Source organism: Pseudomonas sp. C7.1 (genome assembly GCF_056312395.1).
The window spans coordinates 490,952-514,255 of sequence record NZ_JBWDTL010000003.1 but is presented as its reverse complement, the minus strand read 5'-3'; the positions used below and the strand labels follow the sequence as shown (position 1 = coordinate 514,255).

At 59.7% G+C, this 23,304-nt stretch carries 18 protein-coding genes and 1 pseudogene; 8 read left to right on the top strand and 11 right to left on the bottom strand.

Annotated features, from left to right (window positions below):
• Nucleotide 1: 1 nt before the first annotated feature.
• Nucleotides 2-1,972 carry a hypothetical protein gene (locus AC0T4W_RS05670; protein WP_476317225.1) on the bottom strand — a complete coding sequence of 657 codons (1,971 nt, stop codon included), beginning with the start codon at nt 1,970-1,972 and terminating at the stop codon, nt 2-4.
• Nucleotides 1,973-1,993: 21 nt separating this feature from the next.
• Nucleotides 1,994-2,251: a Flp family type IVb pilin gene (locus AC0T4W_RS05665; RefSeq protein ID WP_476317222.1), complete on the bottom strand. Its 258-nt coding sequence runs from the start codon at nt 2,249-2,251 to the stop codon at nt 1,994-1,996.
• Nucleotides 2,252-2,509: 258 nt separating this feature from the next.
• Here AC0T4W_RS05665 and AC0T4W_RS05660 point away from each other — a divergent pair, with 258 nt between their 5' ends.
• Nucleotides 2,510-3,196 (top strand): response regulator, encoded by a 687-nt coding sequence (locus tag AC0T4W_RS05660; protein ID WP_476317219.1) that lies wholly within the window; start codon nt 2,510-2,512, stop codon nt 3,194-3,196.
• Entirely contained in the window at nt 3,189-5,120 is a 1,932-nt protein-coding gene (locus AC0T4W_RS05655) for a sensor histidine kinase (RefSeq protein WP_476317216.1), read from the top strand. The genes AC0T4W_RS05660 and AC0T4W_RS05655 overlap by 8 nt, the downstream gene beginning before the upstream one ends.
• A 769-nt stretch (nt 5,121-5,889) precedes the next feature.
• Here AC0T4W_RS05655 and ccoM read toward each other — a convergent pair.
• The 4 genes from ccoM to AC0T4W_RS05635 all read right to left on the bottom strand — a co-directional run bounded on the left by ccoM (nt 5,890) and on the right by AC0T4W_RS05635 (nt 7,234).
• Nucleotides 5,890-6,006, bottom strand: coding sequence for a cytochrome c oxidase subunit CcoM (gene ccoM, locus AC0T4W_RS05650; RefSeq protein WP_276605876.1), 117 nt, complete (start codon nt 6,004-6,006; stop codon nt 5,890-5,892).
• Nucleotides 6,007-6,162: 156 nt separating this feature from the next.
• Nucleotides 6,163-6,324 (bottom strand): hypothetical protein, encoded by a 162-nt coding sequence (locus tag AC0T4W_RS05645; RefSeq protein ID WP_282875354.1) that lies wholly within the window; start codon nt 6,322-6,324, stop codon nt 6,163-6,165.
• On the bottom strand, nt 6,321-6,923 hold the full coding sequence (locus AC0T4W_RS05640; RefSeq protein WP_476323485.1) for an alpha-ketoglutarate-dependent dioxygenase AlkB family protein: 603 nt from the start codon (nt 6,921-6,923) through the stop codon (nt 6,321-6,323). Before AC0T4W_RS05640 ends, AC0T4W_RS05645 begins: the two co-directional genes overlap by 4 nt.
• A gap of 11 nt (nt 6,924-6,934) precedes the next feature.
• Nucleotides 6,935-7,234, bottom strand: coding sequence for an aspartate-semialdehyde dehydrogenase (locus AC0T4W_RS05635; RefSeq protein ID WP_476317212.1), 300 nt, complete (start codon nt 7,232-7,234; stop codon nt 6,935-6,937).
• Nucleotides 7,235-7,407: 173 nt separating this feature from the next.
• On the opposite strand from AC0T4W_RS05635, the gene rapA reads away from it, so the two are divergent.
• The 4 genes from rapA (at nt 7,408) to AC0T4W_RS05615 (ending at nt 13,678) form a co-directional block, all read left to right on the top strand.
• Nucleotides 7,408-10,251: an RNA polymerase-associated protein RapA gene (gene rapA / locus AC0T4W_RS05630; RefSeq protein WP_476317210.1), complete on the top strand. Its 2,844-nt coding sequence runs from the start codon at nt 7,408-7,410 to the stop codon at nt 10,249-10,251.
• A gap of 175 nt (nt 10,252-10,426) precedes the next feature.
• Entirely contained in the window at nt 10,427-12,274 is a 1,848-nt protein-coding gene (locus AC0T4W_RS05625; protein WP_476317207.1) for a CHASE2 domain-containing protein, read from the top strand.
• Nucleotides 12,267-12,770, top strand: coding sequence for an SH3 domain-containing protein (locus tag AC0T4W_RS05620; protein WP_476317204.1), 504 nt, complete (start codon nt 12,267-12,269; stop codon nt 12,768-12,770). Before AC0T4W_RS05625 ends, AC0T4W_RS05620 begins: the two co-directional genes overlap by 8 nt.
• A 20-nt stretch (nt 12,771-12,790) precedes the next feature.
• Entirely contained in the window at nt 12,791-13,678 is an 888-nt protein-coding gene (locus AC0T4W_RS05615; RefSeq protein WP_476317201.1) for a M48 family metalloprotease, read from the top strand.
• A 17-nt stretch (nt 13,679-13,695) separates the two neighbouring features.
• On the opposite strand, the gene AC0T4W_RS05610 is transcribed toward AC0T4W_RS05615, so the two are convergent.
• Complete coding sequence (locus tag AC0T4W_RS05610; RefSeq protein WP_476317198.1) at nt 13,696-15,654, bottom strand: HD domain-containing phosphohydrolase; 1,959 nt, start codon at nt 15,652-15,654, stop codon at nt 13,696-13,698.
• A gap of 64 nt (nt 15,655-15,718) precedes the next feature.
• A complete protein-coding gene (locus tag AC0T4W_RS05605; protein WP_476317196.1) occupies nt 15,719-17,047 on the bottom strand; it encodes a spinster family MFS transporter in 1,329 nt (442 codons plus the stop codon).
• Between the two features lie 419 nt (nt 17,048-17,466).
• Between AC0T4W_RS05605 and AC0T4W_RS05600 the strand changes: the two are divergent.
• Nucleotides 17,467-19,553: pseudogene (locus tag AC0T4W_RS05600) on the top strand (hypothetical protein).
• Between the two features lie 51 nt (nt 19,554-19,604).
• Here the strand turns inward: AC0T4W_RS05600 and AC0T4W_RS05595 are convergent.
• From AC0T4W_RS05595 to AC0T4W_RS05585, 3 genes are all read right to left on the bottom strand, one after another.
• The gene (locus tag AC0T4W_RS05595; protein ID WP_476317193.1) at nt 19,605-20,387 is read right to left on the bottom strand and encodes a hydroxypyruvate isomerase family protein; all 783 of its coding nucleotides are present in this window, start codon (nt 20,385-20,387) and stop codon (nt 19,605-19,607) included.
• A complete protein-coding gene (locus AC0T4W_RS05590) occupies nt 20,384-21,304 on the bottom strand; it encodes an NAD(P)-dependent oxidoreductase (RefSeq protein ID WP_476317190.1) in 921 nt (306 codons plus the stop codon). The genes AC0T4W_RS05595 and AC0T4W_RS05590 overlap by 4 nt, the downstream gene beginning before the upstream one ends.
• A gap of 170 nt (nt 21,305-21,474) precedes the next feature.
• Nucleotides 21,475-21,792 carry a DUF2288 domain-containing protein gene (locus tag AC0T4W_RS05585; RefSeq protein WP_476317187.1) on the bottom strand — a complete coding sequence of 106 codons (318 nt, stop codon included), beginning with the start codon at nt 21,790-21,792 and terminating at the stop codon, nt 21,475-21,477.
• Nucleotides 21,793-22,101: 309 nt separating this feature from the next.
• Here AC0T4W_RS05585 and AC0T4W_RS05580 point away from each other — a divergent pair, with 309 nt between their 5' ends.
• On the top strand, nt 22,102-23,223 hold the full coding sequence (locus AC0T4W_RS05580; protein WP_476317184.1) for a branched-chain amino acid ABC transporter substrate-binding protein: 1,122 nt from the start codon (nt 22,102-22,104) through the stop codon (nt 23,221-23,223).
• Nucleotides 23,224-23,304: the final 81 nt, after the last annotated feature.

Genomic DNA, 23,304 nt, shown 5'->3' with positions numbered 1-23,304 from the left:
GTCACTTCACCAGCTCGGAAACAGCGCCGCTGGCGGTGCTGGTGACCGTGTCAACGAACTTGTCGAGCACTGGCTTGACCGGACCTCTGATGACAGAAGGCAGTTTGTCGACCACCCGATCCTTACCCGGCTCGATCAGTTTTTTCAGGCCCAGGTCGAGCACCGCGCCCACAATGGCCGATGTGCTGGCGCCAGGTTGCAGGCCCAGCACGGCCATCAGATCGATCTGCCCGGCGGCAATCATCTGCACCACGCGGCTCGGCTCACGCAGGCGGGCATCCCAGAAGGGGCTGAACTGATTGGGGCTTTCTACGCGGCCAGGCGGCGGGGCGAAATAGGACTCCGCCGAGGCGATGGTCATCATATGGTCGGGCCCGCCCCAGAGCGACGACAGCGCGTTGTCTTTGACTTCCTGAGTCTCGAGGGCAAATTTGCCGCTATCCAGCCCCAGGCTGGCAGGGTTGTCGCTGGTGCGCAGGCTGCCCAGTGGCTTGGCTACCGCCACAGTAAATTCATTGCTGGTGCCACGGCCCTGATAGTCACGGCCGAGGCTGAAAAATGAGGGCGCACCGCCATAGCCGGTGTTGACGTCTTCCGCCTGGTTTAGGCCGAAGGCACCCAGGGTATTCCCCCATGCCCAGGTCGTCGCATGCACCGACTGCATCGCCTCGCCGTAGGGGGCAGAGCTACCCGGCGGCGAATTTTGCGTAGGGCTGCCCCACTGCGTACCAATCAAAAACTGATCGCCGGCCTTGGCCACTATCTGGTGCGTGCCGCCGCTAAGTGGCAGCCCCATCTGGAGTGGGAAGCCAGTGAATATCTCGACGCAACCTAATAGGGGCAGACAGAATTCGATTCGCAGAGATACTTGCATCTTGAAACCGATGGAGCTGAAGTCGACAGACGCCCAGCCGTAATGCGGGATGCCTTTACCGCCTGCGGCCGTGCTCTTGGGGTTATAGACATAGGCCGTGCCGCCATTGTTGAACACACCCACCTCGACGTTTAAGCCCAACCTTATGGTGATAAAACCAAGGTAAATCGGCAGCTCAGGCGGGTTCAAACTGACGGTCGGGTTATAGTTTCGCGCCTCCAGCCAGTCGTTGCGGTTGCTGTTCATAATCGCCGCGTACTGACGCCCTGCCGTTCGTGCGGCGCTGTTGTCGGCATTCTGAGCGTTACTGCTGTCGTACTTCTCCGGTGCGGTATTGACCAGCATGGTCGAGGGCGCAAGGCTGCCGAGAAAGTCGGCGACAAAGTCATCGGATGAGGCCGCGCTGCCACCTGCCGCCGTGCTGGCACTTTTAGCCTGGCTGGCCAGGCTGCTCAAATTCAGGTCACTGGCGAAATACGTCAGGATGAAATTCTGCGCCAACAACAGATGGCTAAGGGTGACCACTTTCAGGTCGTCGTTGGTGCCCGGCATTTCATGCCGGTTAACAATGTTTATGGGTGTGGTGAACTGCGCTTCCAGCGTCGCCACCGCAAAAATCTTCTGGAAGAAACCCATTACCAGATTGAAGCTGGAGACCACATCGGGGTAGATGCCGAGCAGCGGCTTGGCTGCGGTCCCCGTGGCAAAGCCGAGCACCTGATAGAACAGCGTGACGGTGGACAGCGCATCAGCGATGGTCGGATTGGGTGCGGGGACGAGGGGAATTCGGTACGGCGGAAAAGTATTCACCCAGCGCGGGATGTTGGCGTAGCGTTTCGACCAGGACATCAGCGCGACCATCTGACCGACCGACATCTCGTTAGCGACGATAGCGCGGTTGGTGTAAGCAATCAGGTTCTGGTGGCGGGCAAACAGCTTGGCTTGCGAATACGCTGCTGCGTCGGCAGCGTTTTCGACCTGTACACGATCACGGGTCAGTACCCCGTGGTTGTACATCAGGATCAAGCCGATCAGCGCGATGCCGATGAAGAACAGGCCAAAGACCATGGCCTGCCCCGACTGCCGGTGTGCGTTCACAAGCTAAGGATCGGGCGCTTATTACTTGCGTTCGTCTTGCTTGTAACTGCTCAGGTTGGACTTGGCGGCAGCGGCTGTTTGCGCCTCGCCACCCGTTGTGGCGGCTGCTTGCGTGGCTTCGCCACCGCCCAACTCCGCCGCCATATCACCGACCTGCTCGCGCACGGTACTGCCGAACAGGTTGTAAACCACAATCGCCGAAATCGCGATCAGCGCGACGATAATGATGTACTCGGTCATGCCTTGGCCCAACTGACGAGCGCGTAGCTTAATAGTCATGATGCTTCCTCTGGACTAGGTCGAGTGTGTTTGGGCTTGATCGCTGCTGGCGTGACCACTGACTGGCCTGGGCGGTCATGTTCGGCCTGCTTGCCACAAGCGCCCTTCTTGTCACATCGATGCTAAGCGAAGGCAACCCGAGCCGTATGTCCCCATTTATAGCTACAGATAAACCTGCCGCCTTGCTCTGTTAAGGCAATACTGCCTAATTAGCTGCGCTACTATCGCGGCAATGCCCTCGTCTCATTCAGGATCAAGATGCGCAGCGAAAATGACAGCATGCCGATTCGAGTGATCCTGATTGAGGACGACTTGGCGTTTCAGCAAGCACTGCGGCATACCTTCACCACAGCGACAGATATGCAACTGGTGGCGGTATTGAGCACACGCGCCGAGGGCTTAAAGATCCTTGATAGTGCGCCGGCGGATGTCCTGTTGGTCGATCTAGGGCTGCCAGACGGCTCGGGGATCGATGTGATTCGTGCCGCCCATAGCAAATGGCCCGATTGCAATATCATGGTCAGCACCGCTTTTGGCGATGAAATGCATGTCATGCAGTCACTTGAGGCGGGCGCGACGGGCTATTTACTTAAAGACAGCAGCACAGTCAGCATCGCCTCAGAAATCCGCAGCCTGCACCAAGGCGGCAGCCCGATCAGCCCGCTGATCGCTCGCCAGATACTGATGCGTTTTCGCCAAGAAGATATATCCCAGCCCTTGGCAGCAACTTCACCCAGTACCAGCCCTGCGCGATTATCGACACGAGAGCAGCAGGTACTTGAATACATTACCAAAGGCTTTAATTCGGATGAGATTGCCGAGCTAATGGGCGTATCACGCCATACTGTTCTGACATTCGTACGGCGAATTTATAAGAAGCTTGAAGTGAACTCAAAAACAGAAGCGATATACGAAGCGCGCTGCCAAGGGTTACTGGGTGCCTAAGCAATGGCTAGGGATTATTTTCATAATTGCACTGCTAACAGCATGTAGCTATACAGCTACTGCGACTGAATCGCCCTTACACATTACTACCGCGCAAATACTCAATATCCCAAGCCAGGGTTTTAGCGCCCCACCGCAAGTGGTTAATAAACGACTACTGCCTGATAAATGGACTACCGTTGATCTGCCCCACGCCCTGACCCGGCAATTGATTCGCTCCTCTGTCCAGCATGAACATGTAAGCTCCCCCACGACAGAAACCTGGTATCGCTTGCAACTGCCCGTTTCAGCCTCAGAAACACAAAAACAACTCTACATTCCACGCTGGAAAACCGATGGCAACCTTGCCATTTATGCCGACGGCCAGCTGATTTACATGTCAAGCAGTGGCGTATATTGGAACGGCTGGAACATCCCCTTGAGCATTCCGTTAAATGCAACTGCCAACACACCAAGCCCCAGCGTTATCCTCTTGCGCATCCAACGCCCGAGCGATTCGGGAGGCGGAATTTCTTCTATATGGGTTCAAGAAAGCAGCAGCCTGAACTGGCGTTACCGGCTTCGATACCTGCTACAGGTCCAGCTTCCGTATACCAGCAGCGTGATTTTTCTAGCAGTCGGATTATTCTCTTTTTTTATTTGGTGCCGCTTACGCAGCGAGCACTCCTACCTATTGTTTTTCTTTATCTCAACCGCCTCATTTATTCGCACACTTCATTATTACGTCGGCGAGCGTGAGCTGCCCATAGCGGAGTCCTGGTTCAGCTGGCTAACTATAAACTCACTGTTCTGGATGGTATTAGTTACTCACTTCTTTTTGCTCAGCCTTCACCATCGCCCCAACCGCTGGCTAAATACTCTTGTCACACTGGTTACGCTTGGGGCCGGCGTGCTGACTCTGCCAATGTTTTCCGAGCTGCTGAACGCCTATGCCCTGTCACCACTGATCTACTTCGCATTAATTCTCACTGGCTCTTTAGTGGCGGGCTTTGGCGCGCATCAATCATGGCACGCTCGCTGCAATGATGGACTGCTGTTAAGCGGCTGGGCAACAGCAGGCATGTTGCTGGGTTGCCATGACTGGCTACTGCAAAACAATTACTTAACTATCGAGTCAATTTATCTCGGCCCTTACAGCAATATTGGCGCGTTCCTGATTGTCATGAGCATTATTTTCCGGCGTTTTCTCAAAGCCAATGAAAACGTCAAAAGCACCAATGCCAGCTTGGCTTTTCGCCTGCAGGAGCGTGAGGACGAGTTAAAGAACAGCCACCAACGGCTACGCGAAATTGAACACCGACAAACACTTAGCAATGAACGTCAGCGGCTTATGCAAGACATGCACGACGGCATGGGTTCGTCACTGATCATTGCATTGCTGGAGGCTGAGAAAGGTCACCTTGATGCGTCGTCGCTGACCGATGTACTGAAGAACTGCATCGAAGACCTAAAACTCACCATCGACTCAATGGAGCCGGTAGAAGCCGACCTGTTGCTGCTGATGGCGACATTAAGATTTCGCCTAACACCTCGCCTGGAAAGTGCCGGAATACGCTTGCGCTGGGATATTCAAAACGTGCCCGCCCTTGACTGGCTTGACCCGCGCAATGCACTGCATATCTTGCGCATCCTCCAAGAGACATTCTCCAACATTATCAAGCACACCAACGCCACGGAAATTCGCATTAGCACATCCTCTGACGCGACTCATGTCAGAGTCATCATCATCGATAATGGCCAAGGGTTTACCGCAGAACAGTCCGCGCTCTTTAACGGTAAAGGACTTAAGAACCAACTGCGCCGCGCTGCCTCAATAGGCGCTGAAATTCTATGGCACTCCACCACCGCCGGCGTGAATGTCACGTTAACGCTGCCTATTGTCGCCATTGAGCGGAATAGCAATCCCAGAGAATGTCCGCCATAAAACATAAGCCTTGCTAACTAGCATCGGCGCACATCGAGTAGGAGGCGGATTCACATCCGCCGTCCTCTCACACCACCGTACGTACGGTTCCGTATACGGCGGTTCCTGCCTACTGATAAACAACGTCAGCGAGCTTGGTTCCGTTGATGTGTCGCCTGTGGTATCTAAGCGCCCAGACCGGCCCTCGGAGCTTCCGGCTCCTACCTCCTGATGGTCTCGACCCCCGCTATGCGGAGTTTCTGCTTTACGCTCCAACAGAGATCACACCCGACTATCCACTCATGGCAGGTTCAGCCCTTCATTGCTCCGGTTTCGAGCAGCTACTACGGCCTCTGCTGACTTCTGTCGCCCATCCCGTCATCTCACGACGCCGGTAGCACTTGGCAGGCTAAACAGATCTCCCAGGGTAATTCGCGCGACCTTCCTGCTTATGCCTGTCGGATATACGTCGCAGCGTTCCGTGCAAGTATTGGGCTTTGACGATTATGGCCGTCTTACCCCGCTACGCCGCCTCTATCCGCTTCCTGTACGTCAGGCCAGCATTTTGCCTCGGGCTTCCTTCAGATTCGCAGTCACCCGCGACACCCTTGCCTCTGGCTAACACTTCCCCTTGCCGGGTGTGTAGAGGACTTTCACCTCCAAGTCGTCCGACTCACCACCACAGTGACCCGAACAGCGCCAGTCACGGCGCTACGCGCCATGCCTGGCGCACCATAAAAAAAGGCGACCGAAGTCGCCCAAATTGCCTTGCGTGCCCCATACAGCAGACTCAGCCCTGCTTGCGCTTGTGCGAGTCCTGCCAGATGAAATAACCGACACCGACGAAGAAGGCGACCATCAGACCGACGGTGCCGATACCGGCGAGAACTACGACATCGATAAACATGGTTGCCTCCTGCTATGAAGCCTGTGTGGGTATGGCTGCAAATTAACAGGGGCTGCGGGGGCGCTATTGATCCAGATCAAGAAGCGGCGGGCGCGAGCCGGATGAGGCAGTGCTTAGCTGATCCAGATCAACGAATCAGCCTAAGGCACGTCCGTCTCAGGGCTTTTTCGGTTTGCTCTTGGGCTTTTTCTTGCCTTTGGGCAGCGGCAGGGCTTGCTCGAAGGCATCGCGCATTTCATTGAGTTTCTTGTCGCGCAGGTCGTGGATGCGCTTGTCGCGCTCGGCCGCGAAATCAATCAGTTTGTCGTCTTTGCTCATGGGTTTGGCTTGATCAAACGAAAGGTCAGATTCAGACGTGGCGCGCAGGGGCTGCGCGTCTTCGCCACTTGGTGTTGCCAATGATGCTGGGTTGGCCCGCGCATGACCAGCAGCGAACCATGCTGCAGTGGCAGTGAATGCTCGATGCGGTTCTGCCCTTTGCGGCGCAAATCGAAGCGCCGGGTGCCGCCCAGATTCAGCGAGGCAATCAGCGGATTAGCGCCCAGCTCAGCCTCATCATCACTGTGCCAGCCCATGGAGTCCTGGCCGTCACGGTAATAGTTGAGCAGCACGCCATTGAGCGGCTGACCAACCGCCTGCTCCACCTGTGCACGAATCTGCGCCAGCAGCGGCGTCCAGGGCAAGGGTTGATGAGTTAACCCTGAGTAGCGATAGCTGGCTTCGGCATCGCCATACCAGGCCACCAGGCGCGGCACCGGCAACTGCCGGCCATAAATTTGCACCTGCGGCTGCTGCCAGGGCGTCTGCGCGCTCAATTCGCCCAGCCAGTGATCGGCGGTGGCAGCATCGCGCCACTGCGCATGCAGCTGCAAGTCGGCGTTGGGCAGCTGCAACGGGCTGTCGGCAAATAGATCCACGGTTAGATCACTCAAACTTCCACATCCACCCACAACCCCTGGCGCGGCAACTCACCCATCACGGCCTCATCAGCTTCTGCCACTTCGCCTTCGGCCAATTCTTCAGGGGTGTAACCGTGGCGGCGCTGACGACGGCGCTGCTCCTCACGCAGCAGCATCTCGGCTTCCTGGGGGTGGCGTTTATCCAGGCTTACACCACTTTCTTTGGAGCTTTCGGCCGTGGCGGTAACCGGCGGGATTTCCGGACGCGGCTTAACCACGTCGTGCTGGACGGTTACAGGAACTAGGCTGTGGGGGATCGGCGGCAGCATCTATTAGCCCTCCTTTGGTCAGACTGTCGGCCAGCCAAGCCGCGACTTGAGCCTCGCCTCACTACACTTTCGATCTACCTAATCACACAAAGTGCCCAATGTGCAGCAATGCGCCTTGGGCCAGGGCACGACGCTGCGTTAACATAGTCGGCTTTTTCACGCGGGAGACAAGCATGGCGCAGTATGAACCGGGGCAACGCTGGATCAGTGACAGCGAAGCGGAGCTGGGGCTGGGTACCGTTCTGATGCAGGACGGCCGCATGCTCACCGTGCTCTACCCGGCCACTGGCGAAACCCGCCAGTACGCCCTGCGCAATGCGCCATTGACGCGCGTGCGCTTCTCGCCGGGCGATGAAATCACCCACTTCGAGGGCTGGAAGCTGACCGTACAGGAAGTCGACGACGTCGACGGTCTGCTGGTCTATCACGGCCTCAATGCCCAGCATGAAAGCGTCACCCTGCCGGAAACCCAGCTGTCGAACTTTATCCAGTTCCGTCTGGCCAGTGATCGCCTGTTCGCCGGGCAGATCGACCCGCTGCCTTGGTTTGCCCTGCGCTACCACACCCTGGATTACACCAGCCGCCAGTTGCAATCCAGCCTCTGGGGCCTGGGCGGCGTGCGTGCGCAGCCGATTGCGCACCAGCTGCACATCGCCCGCGAAGTCGCCGACCGCATCGCCCCACGGGTATTGCTGGCCGATGAAGTGGGCCTGGGTAAAACCATCGAAGCCGGCCTGGTGATCCATCGCCAACTGCTGTCCGGGCGCGCCAACCGCGTGCTGATCCTGGTGCCGGAAAACCTCCAGCACCAGTGGCTGGTAGAAATGCGCCGGCGCTTCAACCTGGATGTTGCGTTGTTCGACGAAGAGCGCTTTATCGAAAGCGACGCCAGCAACCCCTTCGAAGACTGCCAACTGGCCCTGGTCGCCCTGGAATGGCTGTGCGAGGACGAAAAAGCCCAGGACGCTCTGTTTGCTGCCGGCTGGGACCTGTTGGTGGTCGATGAAGCGCACCACCTGGTCTGGCACCCCGAGCACGCCAGCCGCGAGTATGCGCTGGTTGAACAGCTCGCCGAGGTCATCCCAGGCGTGCTGCTGCTCACCGCCACCCCCGAGCAACTCGGCCAGGACAGCCACTTCGCCCGCCTGCGCTTGCTCGACCCGAACCGTTTCCATGATCTGGCCGCCTTCCGCGCCGAGAGTGAGCACTACAAGCCGATTGCCGAAGCCGTGCAAGAGCTGCTGGACAAAGGCAGCCTGTCCACCGCTGCACACAAAACAATCCATGATTTCCTCGGCGCAGGCGGTGAAGAATTGCTGGCTGCGGTGAATGCCGGTGACAGCGAAGCCTCGGCGCGCCTGGTGCGCGAGTTGCTGGATCGTCACGGCACTGGCCGCCTGTTGTTCCGCAACACCCGCGCCGCCGTGCAGGGTTTCCCTGATCGCGAGCTGCACCCCTACCCGCTGGCCAGCCCCGATGAATATATGGAGCTGCCGATTGGCGAGCACGCCGACCTCTACCCGGAAGTCAGCTACCAGGCGCAGCCGGATGTCGATGAAGAGCTGCGCTGGTGGAAATTCGACCCGCGCGTCGAGTGGCTGATCGACACCCTGAAGATGCTGAAAAAATTCAAGGTGCTGGTGATCTGCGCCCACGCCGAAACCGCCATGGACCTGGAAGACGCCCTGCGCGTGCGCAAGGGCATCCCCGCCACCGTGTTCCACGAAGGCATGAGCATCCTTGAGCGCGACCGCGCAGCCGCCTATTTTGCCGATGAAGAGTTCGGCGCGCAGGTGCTGATTTGCTCGGAAATCGGCTCGGAAGGTCGTAACTTCCAGTTCGCCCACCACCTGGTGCTGTTCGACCTGCCAGCGCACCCGGACCTGCTCGAACAGCGTATCGGCCGTCTCGACCGCATCGGTCAAAAGCACCGCATCCAGCTGCACGTGCCGTACCTGGAAAACAGCCCGCAGGAGCGCCTGTTCCAGTGGTATCACCACGCGCTAAACGCCTTCCTCGCCACCTGCCCCACCGGCAACGCCCTGCAGCACCAGTTCGGCAGCCGCTTGCTGCCGCTGCTGGAAAGTGGCGATGACGGTGAGTGGCAAGCCCTGGTCGATGAGGCCAAAGCCGAGCGGCTGCGCCTTGAAGGCGAGTTGCATGCCGGCCGTGACCGCCTGCTGGAGCTCAACTCCGGCGGTGCCGGCGAAGGCGAAGCTTTGGCCTCCGCGATTCTTGAGCAGGACGACCAATTCGCCCTGCCGATCTATATGGAGCAACTGTTCGACGCCTTCGGCATCGACAGCGAAGACCATTCCGATAACGCCCTGATCCTGCGCCCCAGCGAAAAAATGCTGGACGCCAGCTTCCCGCTTGGCGACGACGAAGGCGTGACCATCACCTACGATCGCGACATGGCCCTGGCCCGCGAGGACATGCAGTTCCTCACATGGGAACACCCCATGGTGCAAGGCGGCATGGACCTGGTGCGCTCAGGTTCGATGGGCAACACCGGCGTCGCGCTGATCAAAAACAAGGCGCTGAAACCCGGCACCGTGCTGCTGGAGCTGCTGTATGTCAGCGAAGTAGTCGCCCCGCGTGCCCTGCAGCTCGGCCGCTACCTGCCGCCCATCGCCCTGCGCTGCCTGCTTGATGCCAACGGCAACGACCTGGCCACCAAGGTCTCGTTCGAGAAGCTCAACGAGCAGCTGGAAACCGTGCCACGCGCCAGTGCCAACAAGTTCGTCCAGGCCCAGCGCGACAGCCTCAACCCGCTGATCAACGCTGGCGAAGGCAAGGTCGCCGAACGCCACGCGGCGCGCGTCGACGAAGCCAAACGCCGTTTGGCCGCCGAAACCGACGAGGAGCTAGCGCGCCTGATCGCCCTGCAAGCGGTCAACCCAAGCGTGCGTGACAGCGAACTCAACGCCCTGCGCCAACTGCGCGAGCAAGGCCTGGCCATGCTCGACAAGGCGGCGTTGCGCCTTGAAGCAATACGCGTACTGGTCGCCGGCTAACATAAGCGCACGCAGGTAGGCTGGCGCTGAGCGCAGCGAAGCCCAACAGGCATTGACTTGTGTCGTTGGGCTTCGTCGCGCTGCTCCTCAACCCAACCTACGCCAAGGTGCACTCCACACGGGCTGCTAGAGTCAGAGGCAATACTTCTGACTCTCCAGCCCACAGGAGCTTTCTGTGCCTGCACGCGCCGCCTCGCGTCGGTTTCGCCATAGCCTCGACGGGCTCTGCCTGCTGGCGCTGCTTCTGCTTCCTCTGTTGCATCTGTGGCCCGCACTGAACGGGCTAAACAACGCCCATCTTGACTGGCTGATCCGCCAGCGCGCCGCCGAACAAACGCCCGACCCGCGCCTGCTGCTGATTGATATCGATGACCTGAGCCTACAAGTGCTGGCCGGTGAAGCCGGTAAATGGCCGTGGCCGCGCTCGCTGCACGGCGAACTGCTGGAATACCTACTCAGCCAACAGGCCAAGGCCGTGGCCTTCGACATCCTGTTCAGCGAACCCGACCCGTTCAACCCGGACGCCGACAGCTACTTTGCCGAAGTGCTGCAACGCAGCGCCAACACCTACCTCGCAGCCCTGGTCCAGCAAGCCGAGGAAGGCAGCAAACCGCCGCTGCTGCGCGACTACCCTGCCTCCACCTGGCAAGCCCCCGGCCAACGCGGCGCGGACGATCAACGCGGCTTGCTGCTACTGCCCAACGCTTTCCCCAGCGAACTATGGCGCCTGGGCAGCATCAACTTTCGCCCGGATACCGACGGCATCGGTCGGCGCCATGAGCTGTACCGCAGCTTTGCCGACTGGCGCTTGCCCAGCATGCCTGCGCGCATCGTGCATGACCTGACCGGCAACTTACCGCCGCAACAGAACCTGCTGCTGGACTGGCCCGGCACCAGCCGCCTGCCCTACCCACGCGTGCCCTACGCCGCCGTATTGGCGGCGGCACGCAATCAGGGCGAGCCACTGGCAACCGAACTGTTCAAGGACCGCATCATCGTCATCGGCACCACCGCCGCCGGCCTGCACGACCTGCGCCCAACCCCGCTGGACACCCTCTATCCCGCACCATTTATCCTGATGACGGCCATCGACAACCTGCTCAACAACAGCCAGTTGCGTGAAGCGGACAGCTGGCTGGAACTGCTCGGCCCGCTGCTGCTCTTGTTCGGCCTGAGCCTTCTGCTGCTGCGTGAACAGCTGCCGGCAGCCTTTGCACTGTGCCTGTTCGGCAGCCTGGCGCTGTTTGCCGGCAGCTACTGGCTGGCCTTGCAGGGCCTGCTGCTCGGCGTGCTGCCGGGGCTGATCTGCCTGTGGCTGTTGCTGGCCGCCGCGTTGGCGCTGTTCTACCTGCGTCGGCGCCAGCAATTGCAGGACACCATTCGCCTGTTTAGCCGTTTTATGGACCCTGTGGTGGTCAACCAACTGGTGTCGCGTGACGACCCGGAAGCCTTGCTGGCGAGCAAGGAGTGTCAGCTGACTGTGCTGTTTTCCGACATCCGCAGCTTTACCACCCTCTCCGAGCAGCACACCCCAAGCGAAATCGTGCACCTGCTCGAAGGCTATTTCAGCAGTCAGGTGGAGGTGCTGTTCAAACACCAGGCGACCCTCGACAAGTTTATCGGCGACGCCATCATGGCCTTCTGGGGTGCGCCGTTGGACAACCCGCAGCAAGCCGACCAAGCCATTCTGGCGGCCATGGAAATGCTGGAAAACCTCGACGCCTTTCGCCGCGACTACAACTGCCCGGATTTCGACATCGGCATCGGCCTGCACACGGGACCAGCGGTCGTCGGCCTGGTCGGCGCAAAGCAGCGCTATGACTACACTGCAATAGGCGACACGGTGAACCTGGCCAGCCGCATCGAAGGGCTGACCAAGGGCCGTGCCCATCTACTGATTTCTGCCGCCACCCGCGAGGCCTGCACGCTCGATCTGGACTTCGTGTCCCAGGGCGAACACCAGGTAAAAGGTCGCGCCGAAGCCGTAATGCTCTTTGAGCCGCGAAGGAGACATGATGAATAAAGGCCTCTGCAGTGCCCTTGCGGCGCTGATATTCAGTTTCTACTGCTTCTCGGCGCTGGCCGAAGTACGCCAGGCGCACACCCTGCAGGACAGCGTCCTGCGCGCCGACGCCAACGTTTCGGCCGCCAGTGTCGGCCAGATCGGCAAACAGACGCAGGTACTGGTGCTGGAGCGCCAAGGCGGCTGGTATCAAGTGCAAACTTCAAGCGGCCAGCGCGGCTGGCTGCCACTGCTCAGCCTGCGCTTTGCCAAGGATGCGCAAGCCAGCCGTAGCAATGACCTGGGCAGTCTACTCAAACTTGGCAACCAGGCCTCCCCCGCCAGCGGCGTAGCCACCGGAATTCGCGGCATCAGCGACGAAGAACTGCGCAGCGGCAGTGCCAATACCTCAGCCAGTGTGCAGAGCCTGGACGCCTTCGCCGCCAGCCCGAGCGAGGCCCGCAGCTTCGCTCAGCAAGGCGGTCTGCGTAGCCAGAACCTGCCCTACGCCCGCTAATACGCCGCGAGGAGAGTGACATGCAAACAGCCGCATTACTCAAGCGCGCCAGTCTGCTCGGCCTGATCGTCAGCCTCAGTGCCTGTCAGGGCTTGGAAGGCATGCAGATCCAGGGCGTCGATCTGGGCAAACTGGCCAGCGCCGGCCAGCATCTGACCAACATGGGCCAGAAAAGCGTCGATGAAGAGCGGGTGATCGGGCAGAACACCGCCACCATCCTGCTGAGCAAAGCGGCAGTGCTGAACAATCCGCCGCTGCAAGCCTACGTCAATCGCGTCGGCCTATGGGTCGCCCAACACAGCGAGCGCCCCGATCTGCCCTGGCGTTTCGTCGTGCTCGACAGCCCGCAAGTGGCCGCCTACGCCGCACCCGGCGGTTACGTGTTTATCACCAGCGGCATGCTCGCAAGAATGAACAGCGAAGCCGAACTGGCCGGCGTACTCGCCCATGAAGTGGCCCATGTGGTGCAGCAGCATCACCTCAAAGCCATTCAGCAGCAAGCGCAAACCGGCCTGCTGGCGGACCTTGCCACCCTCGCGGTGCAAGCCGGTGCGGCAGACAAAGGCGGCAGTAAAGCCGGCGAACTGACCGACCGTTTTACCCGCAGCGTCAGCGACCTCTACAGCCGCGGCCTGGACCGTGGTGATGAATACGAAGCCGACGCAATGGGGGCGGTAATCGCTACCCGCGCCGGCTATGACGCCTATGGGCTGGCCGGCGTATTGCAGACCCTGGGCACAACGCGGCACAACGACGCAACGCTCACCAGCTTTCTCAAGGTGCACCCAGGCATCGACGACCGCCTGCAGCGCCTGCAACCGGTCTACCTATATATCGAGAAAAACGCCAGCGGCCCGAGCAAGAGCCTGGATATGCGCTATCAGCAGGCGCTTAGAAGCAAGCGGTAGAGGCAGACAACCCACGTCTAATGCGAGTGGGGATGTTCACGGGTGCACGACGGCTCGTAATCACACACATGATGGCTAAACGGTGAGGTGGTGTGCGAGCCCGGCGCACCCGTCACCTGGAAGCAGCGACTGGCGATAAACAGCTGCACCAGCTCGGCATCGAGTAACCCGCCCTGGGCCTCACTCTTGAGAATATCCAGCGCCCGCTCCAGGGGCATTGCCGGCTTGTAGGGGCGATCCGCCGCAGTCAAGGCATCGTAGATATCGCAGATGGTCATGATCCGTGAGGCGCAAGGAATCGCATCGCCGATCAGGCCTTTGGGATAACCGCTGCCATCGAGTTTTTCGTGGTGTGCGCCGGCGATATGTGGCACGCCCTGCAGGTCCGGGGTCCAGGGAATCAGGCTGAGAAACTGCTGGGTGTGCACCACATGGCGCTCAATCTCTTCACGCTCAGCCTTGGTCAGGCTGCCTTTACGCACCGCCAGGGCACTGAACTCACTCTCGCTGAGCAGGCTGACCAGACAATTGCCGGGCGCTTTGACCAGTTCGCCCTGCACTTCCTGCAAATGCTGGAAATCCCCCTCACTGAGCATGCTCGGCTCGTTGGCCTGAACGATATTGCTCAGGTAGCGCTCCAGGCGTTCGCACTCATAGGCCAGCTCGGCCTCCAGTTGTAGGCGCCGCTCATCGCTCAAGCCGCCCTGATGGCGGTAGGCATGCAGCATCTTGCGCAGGGTCTGGTTGCGCAGATTTTCCTGGGCCAGGGCGACGCGGTAACGCAAGTTCTCCAGCACCTGCTCGGGAAGCTTCTTGGCCTTTACCAGCACATGCTCACGCACCCCGACCTTGCCAAAGTCATGCAGCAAGGCGGCATAACGCAGCTCGCGCAGGCCATCGCTACTCAGCGCCTGCTCACGCAAGCGGGCCTGTGGGGCATGGGGCAACTGATTGGCCAGGGTCAGGCACAGTTCGGCAACCCGAAAAGAATGGCCGCTGGTGGTCGGGTCGCGCTGCTCAATGGCAAACACCGAGGCCTGCACAAAACCGTCGAACAGTCGGCTGATGTCATCCAACAACTGACGGTTCTCAATGGCCACGGCCGCTTGGCTAGCCAGCGCACGCAGCGATACGGCGGTTTCTTCATCGAAGGCAATCAGCTCAGGCTCCAGCGGCTCGCAGCCTTTGCGCTGACGGTTGATAAATTCCAGCACGCCGACCACTTCATGGCGATGGTCGCGCATGGGGATCGCCAGGATCGACAGGGTGCGGTAGCCCATCTGCAGGTCAAAGGAGCGGTTGAAGCGATACGGCGCATCGGCGGCAATCGCGTACACATCCTCGATATTCAGCTCGGTGCTGGTCAGCGCCACGTAACCGGCAATCGAGGCCTTGCTCAACGGCATGCGCTGATCCTGAAAGCTGTTCTGGCTGAGCGTGCCGTTCTGCGTCAGCTTGAAGATCAGCTGCGCCGGCGCATCCGGGCGGCGGCTGATCAGAAACAGCGAGGCGGCGTCACTGTTGGACAGGCGGCGCCCTTCGATCAGGATTTTTTCCAGCAAACAGTCCAGGTCACGCTCGGCCGACAGCGCCAAGCCCACGTCCACCAGCTTGCTCAGGTCATCATGCTTGCCCGCCAGAGCGGCGGCCAGTTGTTCGGTCTGATGACGCAGGCTGTACTGCTCACCGGCAAAACGCAGCAAGGCCGACAACTCCTCGACACTGGCATGCGGCGGCAAGGGTAAGACGCCAGGCTGGTCCATGCAGCCCAGCAGAATCGCGCCACAGCTCCGCCAGGCGGCCAACGGCCAGCGCGCCAGCAGGCTTTCATCAAGCAGTACCAGCGCCAGTTCATCCGGCAGTTCGTCAGGCGCATCAATCGCCTGCAAACTCAGCGGGCACTGAGTCAAGAGGTTGCACAAGGGGTGTTCGCCAAGTGCATTGCTGTGGCCCAGCACAAGGCGGGAAGTGCCCATGGTGGTTGTCCTCAGTCGCAGTTGCGTGACAGCAGTGCGACTGAGTATTGCACAGGAAAATGGCTTAGCTAGCGGGCTGCAGCTGCATACCCCGCTGCATCTTGGCGGCATCGGCGACGAAGCAACGCGAGGCTTGCAGCAGCGCCACCATGGTCAGCAGCAGTGCCACCGGAATCAGGTACATGGCGTTATGCAGACCGACAGCCTTGAAGGTCTCGTTCATTTCACTGGCCCCGGCCGCGAGCATCGCAGCATGGGAGTAGTGATCCGAGAGCATGCCCACCGCCAATGGGCCAAGGCCACCACCAAGCAGGTAAAGGCCAGCGAAGAATAGCGCCATGGCCGTGGCGCGCAGACGTGGCTCGATCACATCCTGAATCGCGGTGTAAACGCAGGTGTAGAAGTTGTAGGCAAACAGCCAGCCGATGCTGAATAGCGCCACGAACACGGCGATTTCAACCCGCCCGGCCAGCAAGGCATAGCCCGTAGCCACGGAGGCAATCAACATGCTCAACGCGGCAAACAGCAGGCGGCCGGTCTGCCAGCGTTGGTGGATCTTGTCCGCCAGCCAACCGCCCAAGGTCAGGCCGACCAGGCCAGTCAGCCCGACAATCACCCCGGTGGCCATGGCTGCCTGCTCCAGTGGCATAAGGAAGTAGCGCTGCAGCATCGGCACCATGAACGAGTTACAGGCATAGGTGGCGAAGTTGAACGCCAGGCCAGCCATCACCAGCCACCAGAAAGTGCGGATCGCCAGCACCTTGCGCAGGGGTTTTTCCACCGGGGTGGTGCGCGATTGCACCAGCTCGGCCGCACCACGCTTGGGCTCTTTGATAAAGAACATAAACAGCGCCAGGATCAACCCCGGCACTGCGGCAATAAAGAACGGCGCACGCCAGCTGTCGAAGGCCTTGACCATCGCGCCAATGGTGAAGAAGGCCAGCAGCAAACCAATCGGCAGGCCCAGCATAAAGATGCCCATAGCCCGCGCGCGCTTGTGCGCCGGGAACAGATCGCCAATCAGCGAGTTGGCCGCCGGCGCATAGCTGGCCTCGCCAATGCCGACGCCCATGCGAATCAGCAGGAAGCTCCAGAAATTCCAGGCCAGGCCATTGACAGCAGTCAGCCCACTCCAGACCGCCAGGCCCCAGCCCATGATCTTGCGCCGCGCGCCGGTGTCGGCCATACGCCCCAGCGGAATCCCGGCAATCGCATAGACGATGGTAAAGGCGGTACCGATCAAACCCAGCTGCAAGTCGCTGAGATCCCATTCCATGCGGATCGGCTCAATGATGATCGCCGGAATGGTGCGGTCGAAGAAGTTGAACAGGTTGGCGAGAAAAAGCAGGAACAGAATGCGCCAGGCATTCGCTGCTTGTAGGGACTGCTGCATGGGATCCATCTCTATTTGTTGTTATCGAAGCAGGCCAGTGGCGCATGGCCAACCGCCGTATCCAGCACGTGCAGGCGCAATCTAGAGCCTTGCGTCTATGCTGTCTGTGACTATTTGTTGCGTGTATGCCGGGTAATGGGCGCTCGAACAAGCACGCAGGTCACAAAGCGCATCGGAAAACTCCAGATATGCCCCAGTAAAACCGGGTGTAAAGCGCGACTTCTCATTTTTCATGCTACAAACAATCTTGTTGAGTGAAATGTGGCCATTAGCCGCCCACCCTCGTTAGCCGCCGGAATGTCTCTAAAATGAAAACAAAAAAAGATCCTGTGACCTCCCCCGCGACCGAAGCCACACTGGCTGACCTGGCTGATACCCTGCTCGCTCCACTCGCCCCCCCTTCCCCGCTGCAGCCCCCCATGCGCCTGGACAGCAGCGGCGAGCAATACATGTATTTCACCGAGCACGACATTGATCGCATCCTCGATAACCTCGACGGTCTGCGCAACCTGGTGTTCCCCCTGCTTCCCAGGATGACGACAGCGAACGGCGGGTGCAGCACTTTCCTTCGGTCTGCCTGATCGGCCTTGGCCGTTGCGGCTCGAACATCGCCCTGGATGTCGCATCCCTGGTGTACAACGCTCGGCAGTTCTACCTGAGCGAATTCAACAATGAAGAAAAAGCCGTGGCCGAGCAGGATTTCCGCCCCACGCGCTGGATTCGCAGCAACCTGTTGCGCGCACCGAGCAAGGACAGCAAGCCGGTGTTCCTGATCGAGCCACTGGTCATGCTCGGCGATCTGGACAAGGACATCGAGGGGCGCATCCGCTTTTCGCGCAAAGGCGAAACCAGCGGTTTTCTCAGCGACTACAGCAAGATGAAGATCATGGACCTCTCCGAGGTGCATGCGGGCGGTGCCGGTAACGCGCCGATCCTCGGCCAGTACCTGGCCAAGATCATCCTCAACAAGGACACCCAGCGCTTCACCAATGAAGACTGGAAGTTTATCCACAGCTACCTGATCGACTCCTGCGGCATCAAGGCCAACCAGTCGCGTCTGTACTTCTATATCTTCAGCGCCGGCGGCGGCACCGGCTCGGGCATGGCCTCGGAATTCGGCCTGGCGCAGCAGTTCGCCTACATGAGCAAAACCTTCGACACCAAGAACTTCGACGAAACCCCGGAGAACCGTGATCACAGCTTCGTCTTCGAGCCGATCTTCACCAGCGGCATCTGCATCCTGCCCAATATCTCCGACCAGCGCAGCGAGATGTCCGAGGCCCTGCACATCAACGCAGGCCGCCTGCTGTGCAAGTACCTCGCCGAGGAATGGGACTTCTCCTACAACTTCGACAATGAAGAGAACAGCGAAGAAAGCGTGATGCGCCGCATCCGCCCATGGAACGCCATGATGCTGATCTCCAACGACATCATGCGTTACGCCGAAGAAAGCGATGACGGCAATATCCAGAATATCGATGTCAACGCCATGGAGCGCCACGCCAACCAGTACATCTCGCAGCAAATCTTCAACATCCTCACCGCCCAGGCGGTGACCACCGACTACGACCAGAACTACTTCCGCCGCGCCGGCATCGACATCGGCGAAACCATCCGTTTGGATGCTAACGATCTGTTTATGAGCCTGGCCGGCCCCGTGGCCGTGGCGTATGCCGAATCGGTGGTGCCCGAGCAAAGCGCCGCCGCACTGGACAAGTTCCGCGTGCTGGACAAAGAACCGTCGCGACTGAATATCGATGACCTGTTCTTCCGCTCCATCGACCTGCCGCACTTCAACAAGGTGACCCAAGCCATCGAGGGCATCAGCCTGCTGCCAATCGAGTCCAAGCGTTACCGCCAAGCGCTGGAGGAATACAAAAAATCCGATTACAACGCCGCCAAGCTGAGCGACCTGCACTTCTTCAAGAATTGCTCCTCGGTGGTATCCATCGTCTCGCTACCGAAAGACTACAAGCTGTCCTATATGGACCTGAACCGGCTCAAGACCCACCTCAACAGCCTGTTCCCCAATACCACACTGAAGCGCTATGCGCTGGTGATCGGCGCCTCGGCCAACCTGTCGCTGACCACTTTGATCGCCAAGAGCCCGTGCCTGTCGGACGACTTCCTGACTCTGATCGTGGCCTTTATCAAGCGCTGCTTCGCCCGCGACCCGCACCGCTTTGATGAAAGCCTGGACAACGCCATTCTCGATTTCATCATGAGCGATGAGTTCGACGAAGTGCGGGTTGACGCCATGCTCAACGAGTTTGAGAACCCGGCGAAGATCCTCGACACCAACTGGTACGCGATCAAACCGATGTACGAGAAGAAGTACCGCGAGCTGATCCACGATCAGGACAAGTTCGTCTCGATCAACGACATCCGCCTGTCACGCGACAGTGTGAAGAAAGCCATCAAGTACCTGCGCGAGATCTACCGTCACCGTATCGGCAAGACCCGGGTTATTTCGCTTAACAAATACGCCGAAGACAAGCCCGACTAGCAGGCCGTTGAAACCTGCAACCTGAGATCAATCGGGTTGCAGGTGGGCGCTTCAGCTCGCGCGCCACTCGCTCAACCAGCTCAAACTGGCCTGAGTGCCCGCCTCCCCCGGTCGGTACTCGGCCGCCAACCAGCCCTGATAACCACTCTCACGCAAAGCCGTCAGCAGCGGCGCAAACTGCAGCTCGCCCGTGCCCGGTGCGCCACGTCCAGGGTAATCGGCAAACTGCACATGGCCGATCCGCCCGGCCAGCAGAACGATACCCGCCTGCATATCCAGTTCCTGGCGCGCCATATGGTAAAGATCGAACTGCGCCGTCAGGTTAGGATGAGCCACGGCCTTTAGCAGCGCATCCAGCTGTGCCGGGGTATTGATCAGAAAGCCCGGCATATCCAGCGGGTTGATCGCCTCCACCACCACGCCAATGCCCAACAGCTGAAAAGCCTCAGCGGTCTTGCGCAGATTGTCGATCAGGCAGGCCAACGCCTGTTCAGGCTCAACCCCCTCGGCCAGGCGCCCCGGCAGCACATTGACCAGCGCCGGTCGCACCATGGCGGCGTAACTCAAGGCCTGCTGCAGAGCCGCAGCAAACTCGGCCTGTCGTGCAGGTACGGCGGCAAGACCGGGCCCGCCGCTCATCAAATCCCCAGCAGGCAGGTTGATCAGGCGCAACGGCATAGCCGCAGCGTCCAACGCCTCTTTCAGGCGAATGGCCGGCAGCTCGTAGGGGAACTGGATTTCCACGCCATCGAAGCCCGCAGCGGCGGCAGCTACCACTCGCTCGATCAGCGGTAACTCGCTAAACAGCAGCGATAGATTGGCGGCGATCTTCATGGCTGTGGCTCTTGATGCTGCGATTCTTGATGCTGCGGCGCCCGGTACAGCTGCACCAGAGTCGCAGGGTCACGCTGCAAATTGCCCTGGCTGCCGTGCTGGCGCATCAGCTGCGCCGCCAGACCACTGAGCGGCGTGGCCGAGCCGACTTGCTGCGACAGTTTGACCGCCGTATCGAGATCCTTAAGCAGCGTGCGCACATGCCACTTAACCGGTTCGAACTGACTCTCGGCCATCTGCGGCGCGAGTATCTGTAGCGGCTTGGAGTCGGCAAAACCTCCGGCCAGCGCTGGGGCGATCAAGCTGGCGTCGACCCCGGCTTGCTCCGCCAGGGCGACCACTTCAGCGATGACCAGAGCGTTGCAGGCGACAATCATCTGGTTGCACACCTTGGTCACCTGGCCTGCGCCAACATCGCCCATGTGCGTCAGGCGTTGCCCCAGGTGCGCGAGAATCGGCCGCACCCGCTCGATATCCTCAACCCGGCCACCGGCCATGATCGCCAAGGTGCCATTGGCCGCACCCGGCGTGCCGCCAGAAACTGGCGCATCAACCCAGTGCATGCCACAGCGCGCATGCAGTTCAGCAGCCATCTCGCGGGTAGCCGCCGGCTCCAGGCTGGAAAAATCCACCAGCAGTTGCCCAGGCTTGGCTGTTTCAACAATGCCGCCTGGGCCGAACACCACCTCACGCACCACCTCGGTATTGGCCAGGCAAAGCATAACGATATCTGCCTGATCACAGAGCTGCGCCGGCTTGACCACGGCCTGCGCACCCAACGCATGCAGGGGGGCGCACTTGTCAGGGGAGCGGTTCCAAACGCTTAGCGGATAACCGGCAGCCAGCAGGCGCTGGGTCATGGGTAGCCCCATCAGGCCAATACCGGCAAAGGCCAAAGCAGGAAAGGAGGTGGACATAGGCAGACTCCGACTCATTGATGGCTGCCATCTTAACCGAGCCGCACCGAAACCTGTCCGGCTAGTCAACGCCCGAGCAACAAGCCTAAAGGCCGTTTTTTACCCGATGATCGAGGTTGATCGGCTCGCTGCTGTGCGCGCCGAGCCTGACGCGAAGCACATGCGCCAGATCAGTGCAGCGGCGCACGCTGGCTGCGTTCCTGCGCCAGCACCCAGGGCGCCACGACCACCGCCCACAGCTCTGGATCGCGGCTTAGCAGGTCTTCGGCGCGGCTGTCGTCAGCCTTGCTCAAGATACCTGCGGCTAGCCAGGCGGCGACTTTACCCTCATCGTTCTGCGCCACGGCCTGCGCCACTTCAATCAGGTCCTGAGTGCCGTCTACCAGCAGCAAAGCGCCACGGGCGAAGAAAGGTTGCAGCTCTCGCCAGCTAATAGCTGCAGTTTCACCAAGCAGCTTGGCATAGAGGGTGCTAGGTTGTTCTGTCATGGAATGCCCTGTCATGGAATGGCCGCTTTTTAATCGGCCGCCATGATAGCGTCGACCAGCGCGCTGGCAAATTCGCAACGCTGTTCGCGACGTTGCCAACGGCGATCAAGACACGCCGTTTTTCTATACGTTTATTGCATTAAAGCGACACCCCAAGGTTTTGCCCCCAGCAAGCTGCTTTTCAAGCCGCAAAGCCGCGCTCTACACTGCACCGGTACAGTTGCCGGGGGGATGACCGGGGAAACAACCCGGTTCTGCAGCTTTGGCCGCCAGAACTACAACAATCAAAACCAATAAGAGTGGAGCACTATGAACAAGGCTACTAAGCAGATTTCCAAACTGTTTGCCGCCATGGCCATGGCTGGCGTTGCCAGCTACTCGGTAGCGGCTGACACCATCAAGATTGGCCTGGCAGGCCCAGTCACCGGCGCCGTCGCGCAATACGGTGAAATGCAGTTCATCGGTGCCAAAATGGCTATCGAGCAGATCAACAAGGCCGGCGGGGTTAACGGCGCAATGCTCGAAGGCGTGGTGTATGACGACGCCTGCGATCCGAAGCAAGCGGTTGCCGTTGCCAACAAGATCGTCAACGACGAAGTTAAATTCGTGGTTGGCCACCTCTGCTCCAGCTCCACTCAGCCAGCGTCCGACATTTACGAAGACGAAGGCATCCTGATGGTCACAGCGGCGTCCACCAGCCCGGACATCACCTCCCGTGGCTACGAACTGGTGTTCCGCACCATCGGTCTGGACAGCCTGCAAGGCCCAACCGCCGGTAACTTCATCGCTGACCACGTCAAGCCGAAAGCGGTTGCCGTGATCCACGACAAGCAGCAGTACGGTGAAGGCATTGCCACTGCGGTCAAGCAGACCCTGGAAAGCAAGGGCACCAAGGTTGTTCTGTTCGAAGGCATCAACGCCGGCGACAAGGACTTCTCCGCGATGATCGCCAAGCTCAAGCAAGCCAATGTCGACTTCATCTATTACGGTGGCTACCACCCAGAGCTGGGCCTGCTGCTGCGTCAGTCGGCTGAGAAAGGCCTGAGCGCCAAGTTCATGGGCCCTGAAGGCGTAGGCAACAAGGAAATCTCGGCTATCGCGGGCCCAGCTTCCGAAGGCCTACTGGTGACCCTGCCGAAGTCGTTCGACCAGGACCCACGCAACCAGGCTCTGGTTGATGCATTCAAAGCTAAAAATGAAGACTCCAGCGGTCCGTTCGTGTTCCCGGCTTACGCCGCAGTACAAGTGATCGCCGAAGGCATCACCAAGGCCGGCGACACCGACACCGCCAAGGTAGCCGCAGCCCTGCGCGCCAACAGCTTCGACACTCCGACTGGCAACCTGACCTTCGACGAGAAGGGCGACCTGAAAGACTTCAGCTTCGTCGTCTACGAATGGCACCAGGACGGCACCAAGTCCGAAGCCAAGTAAACACTTAGCCTGAACCCAAAACCCACTGCTTCGGCAGTGGGTTTTGTTTATTAGAAGAATTCCGGTTGCATGCTGCGCCAT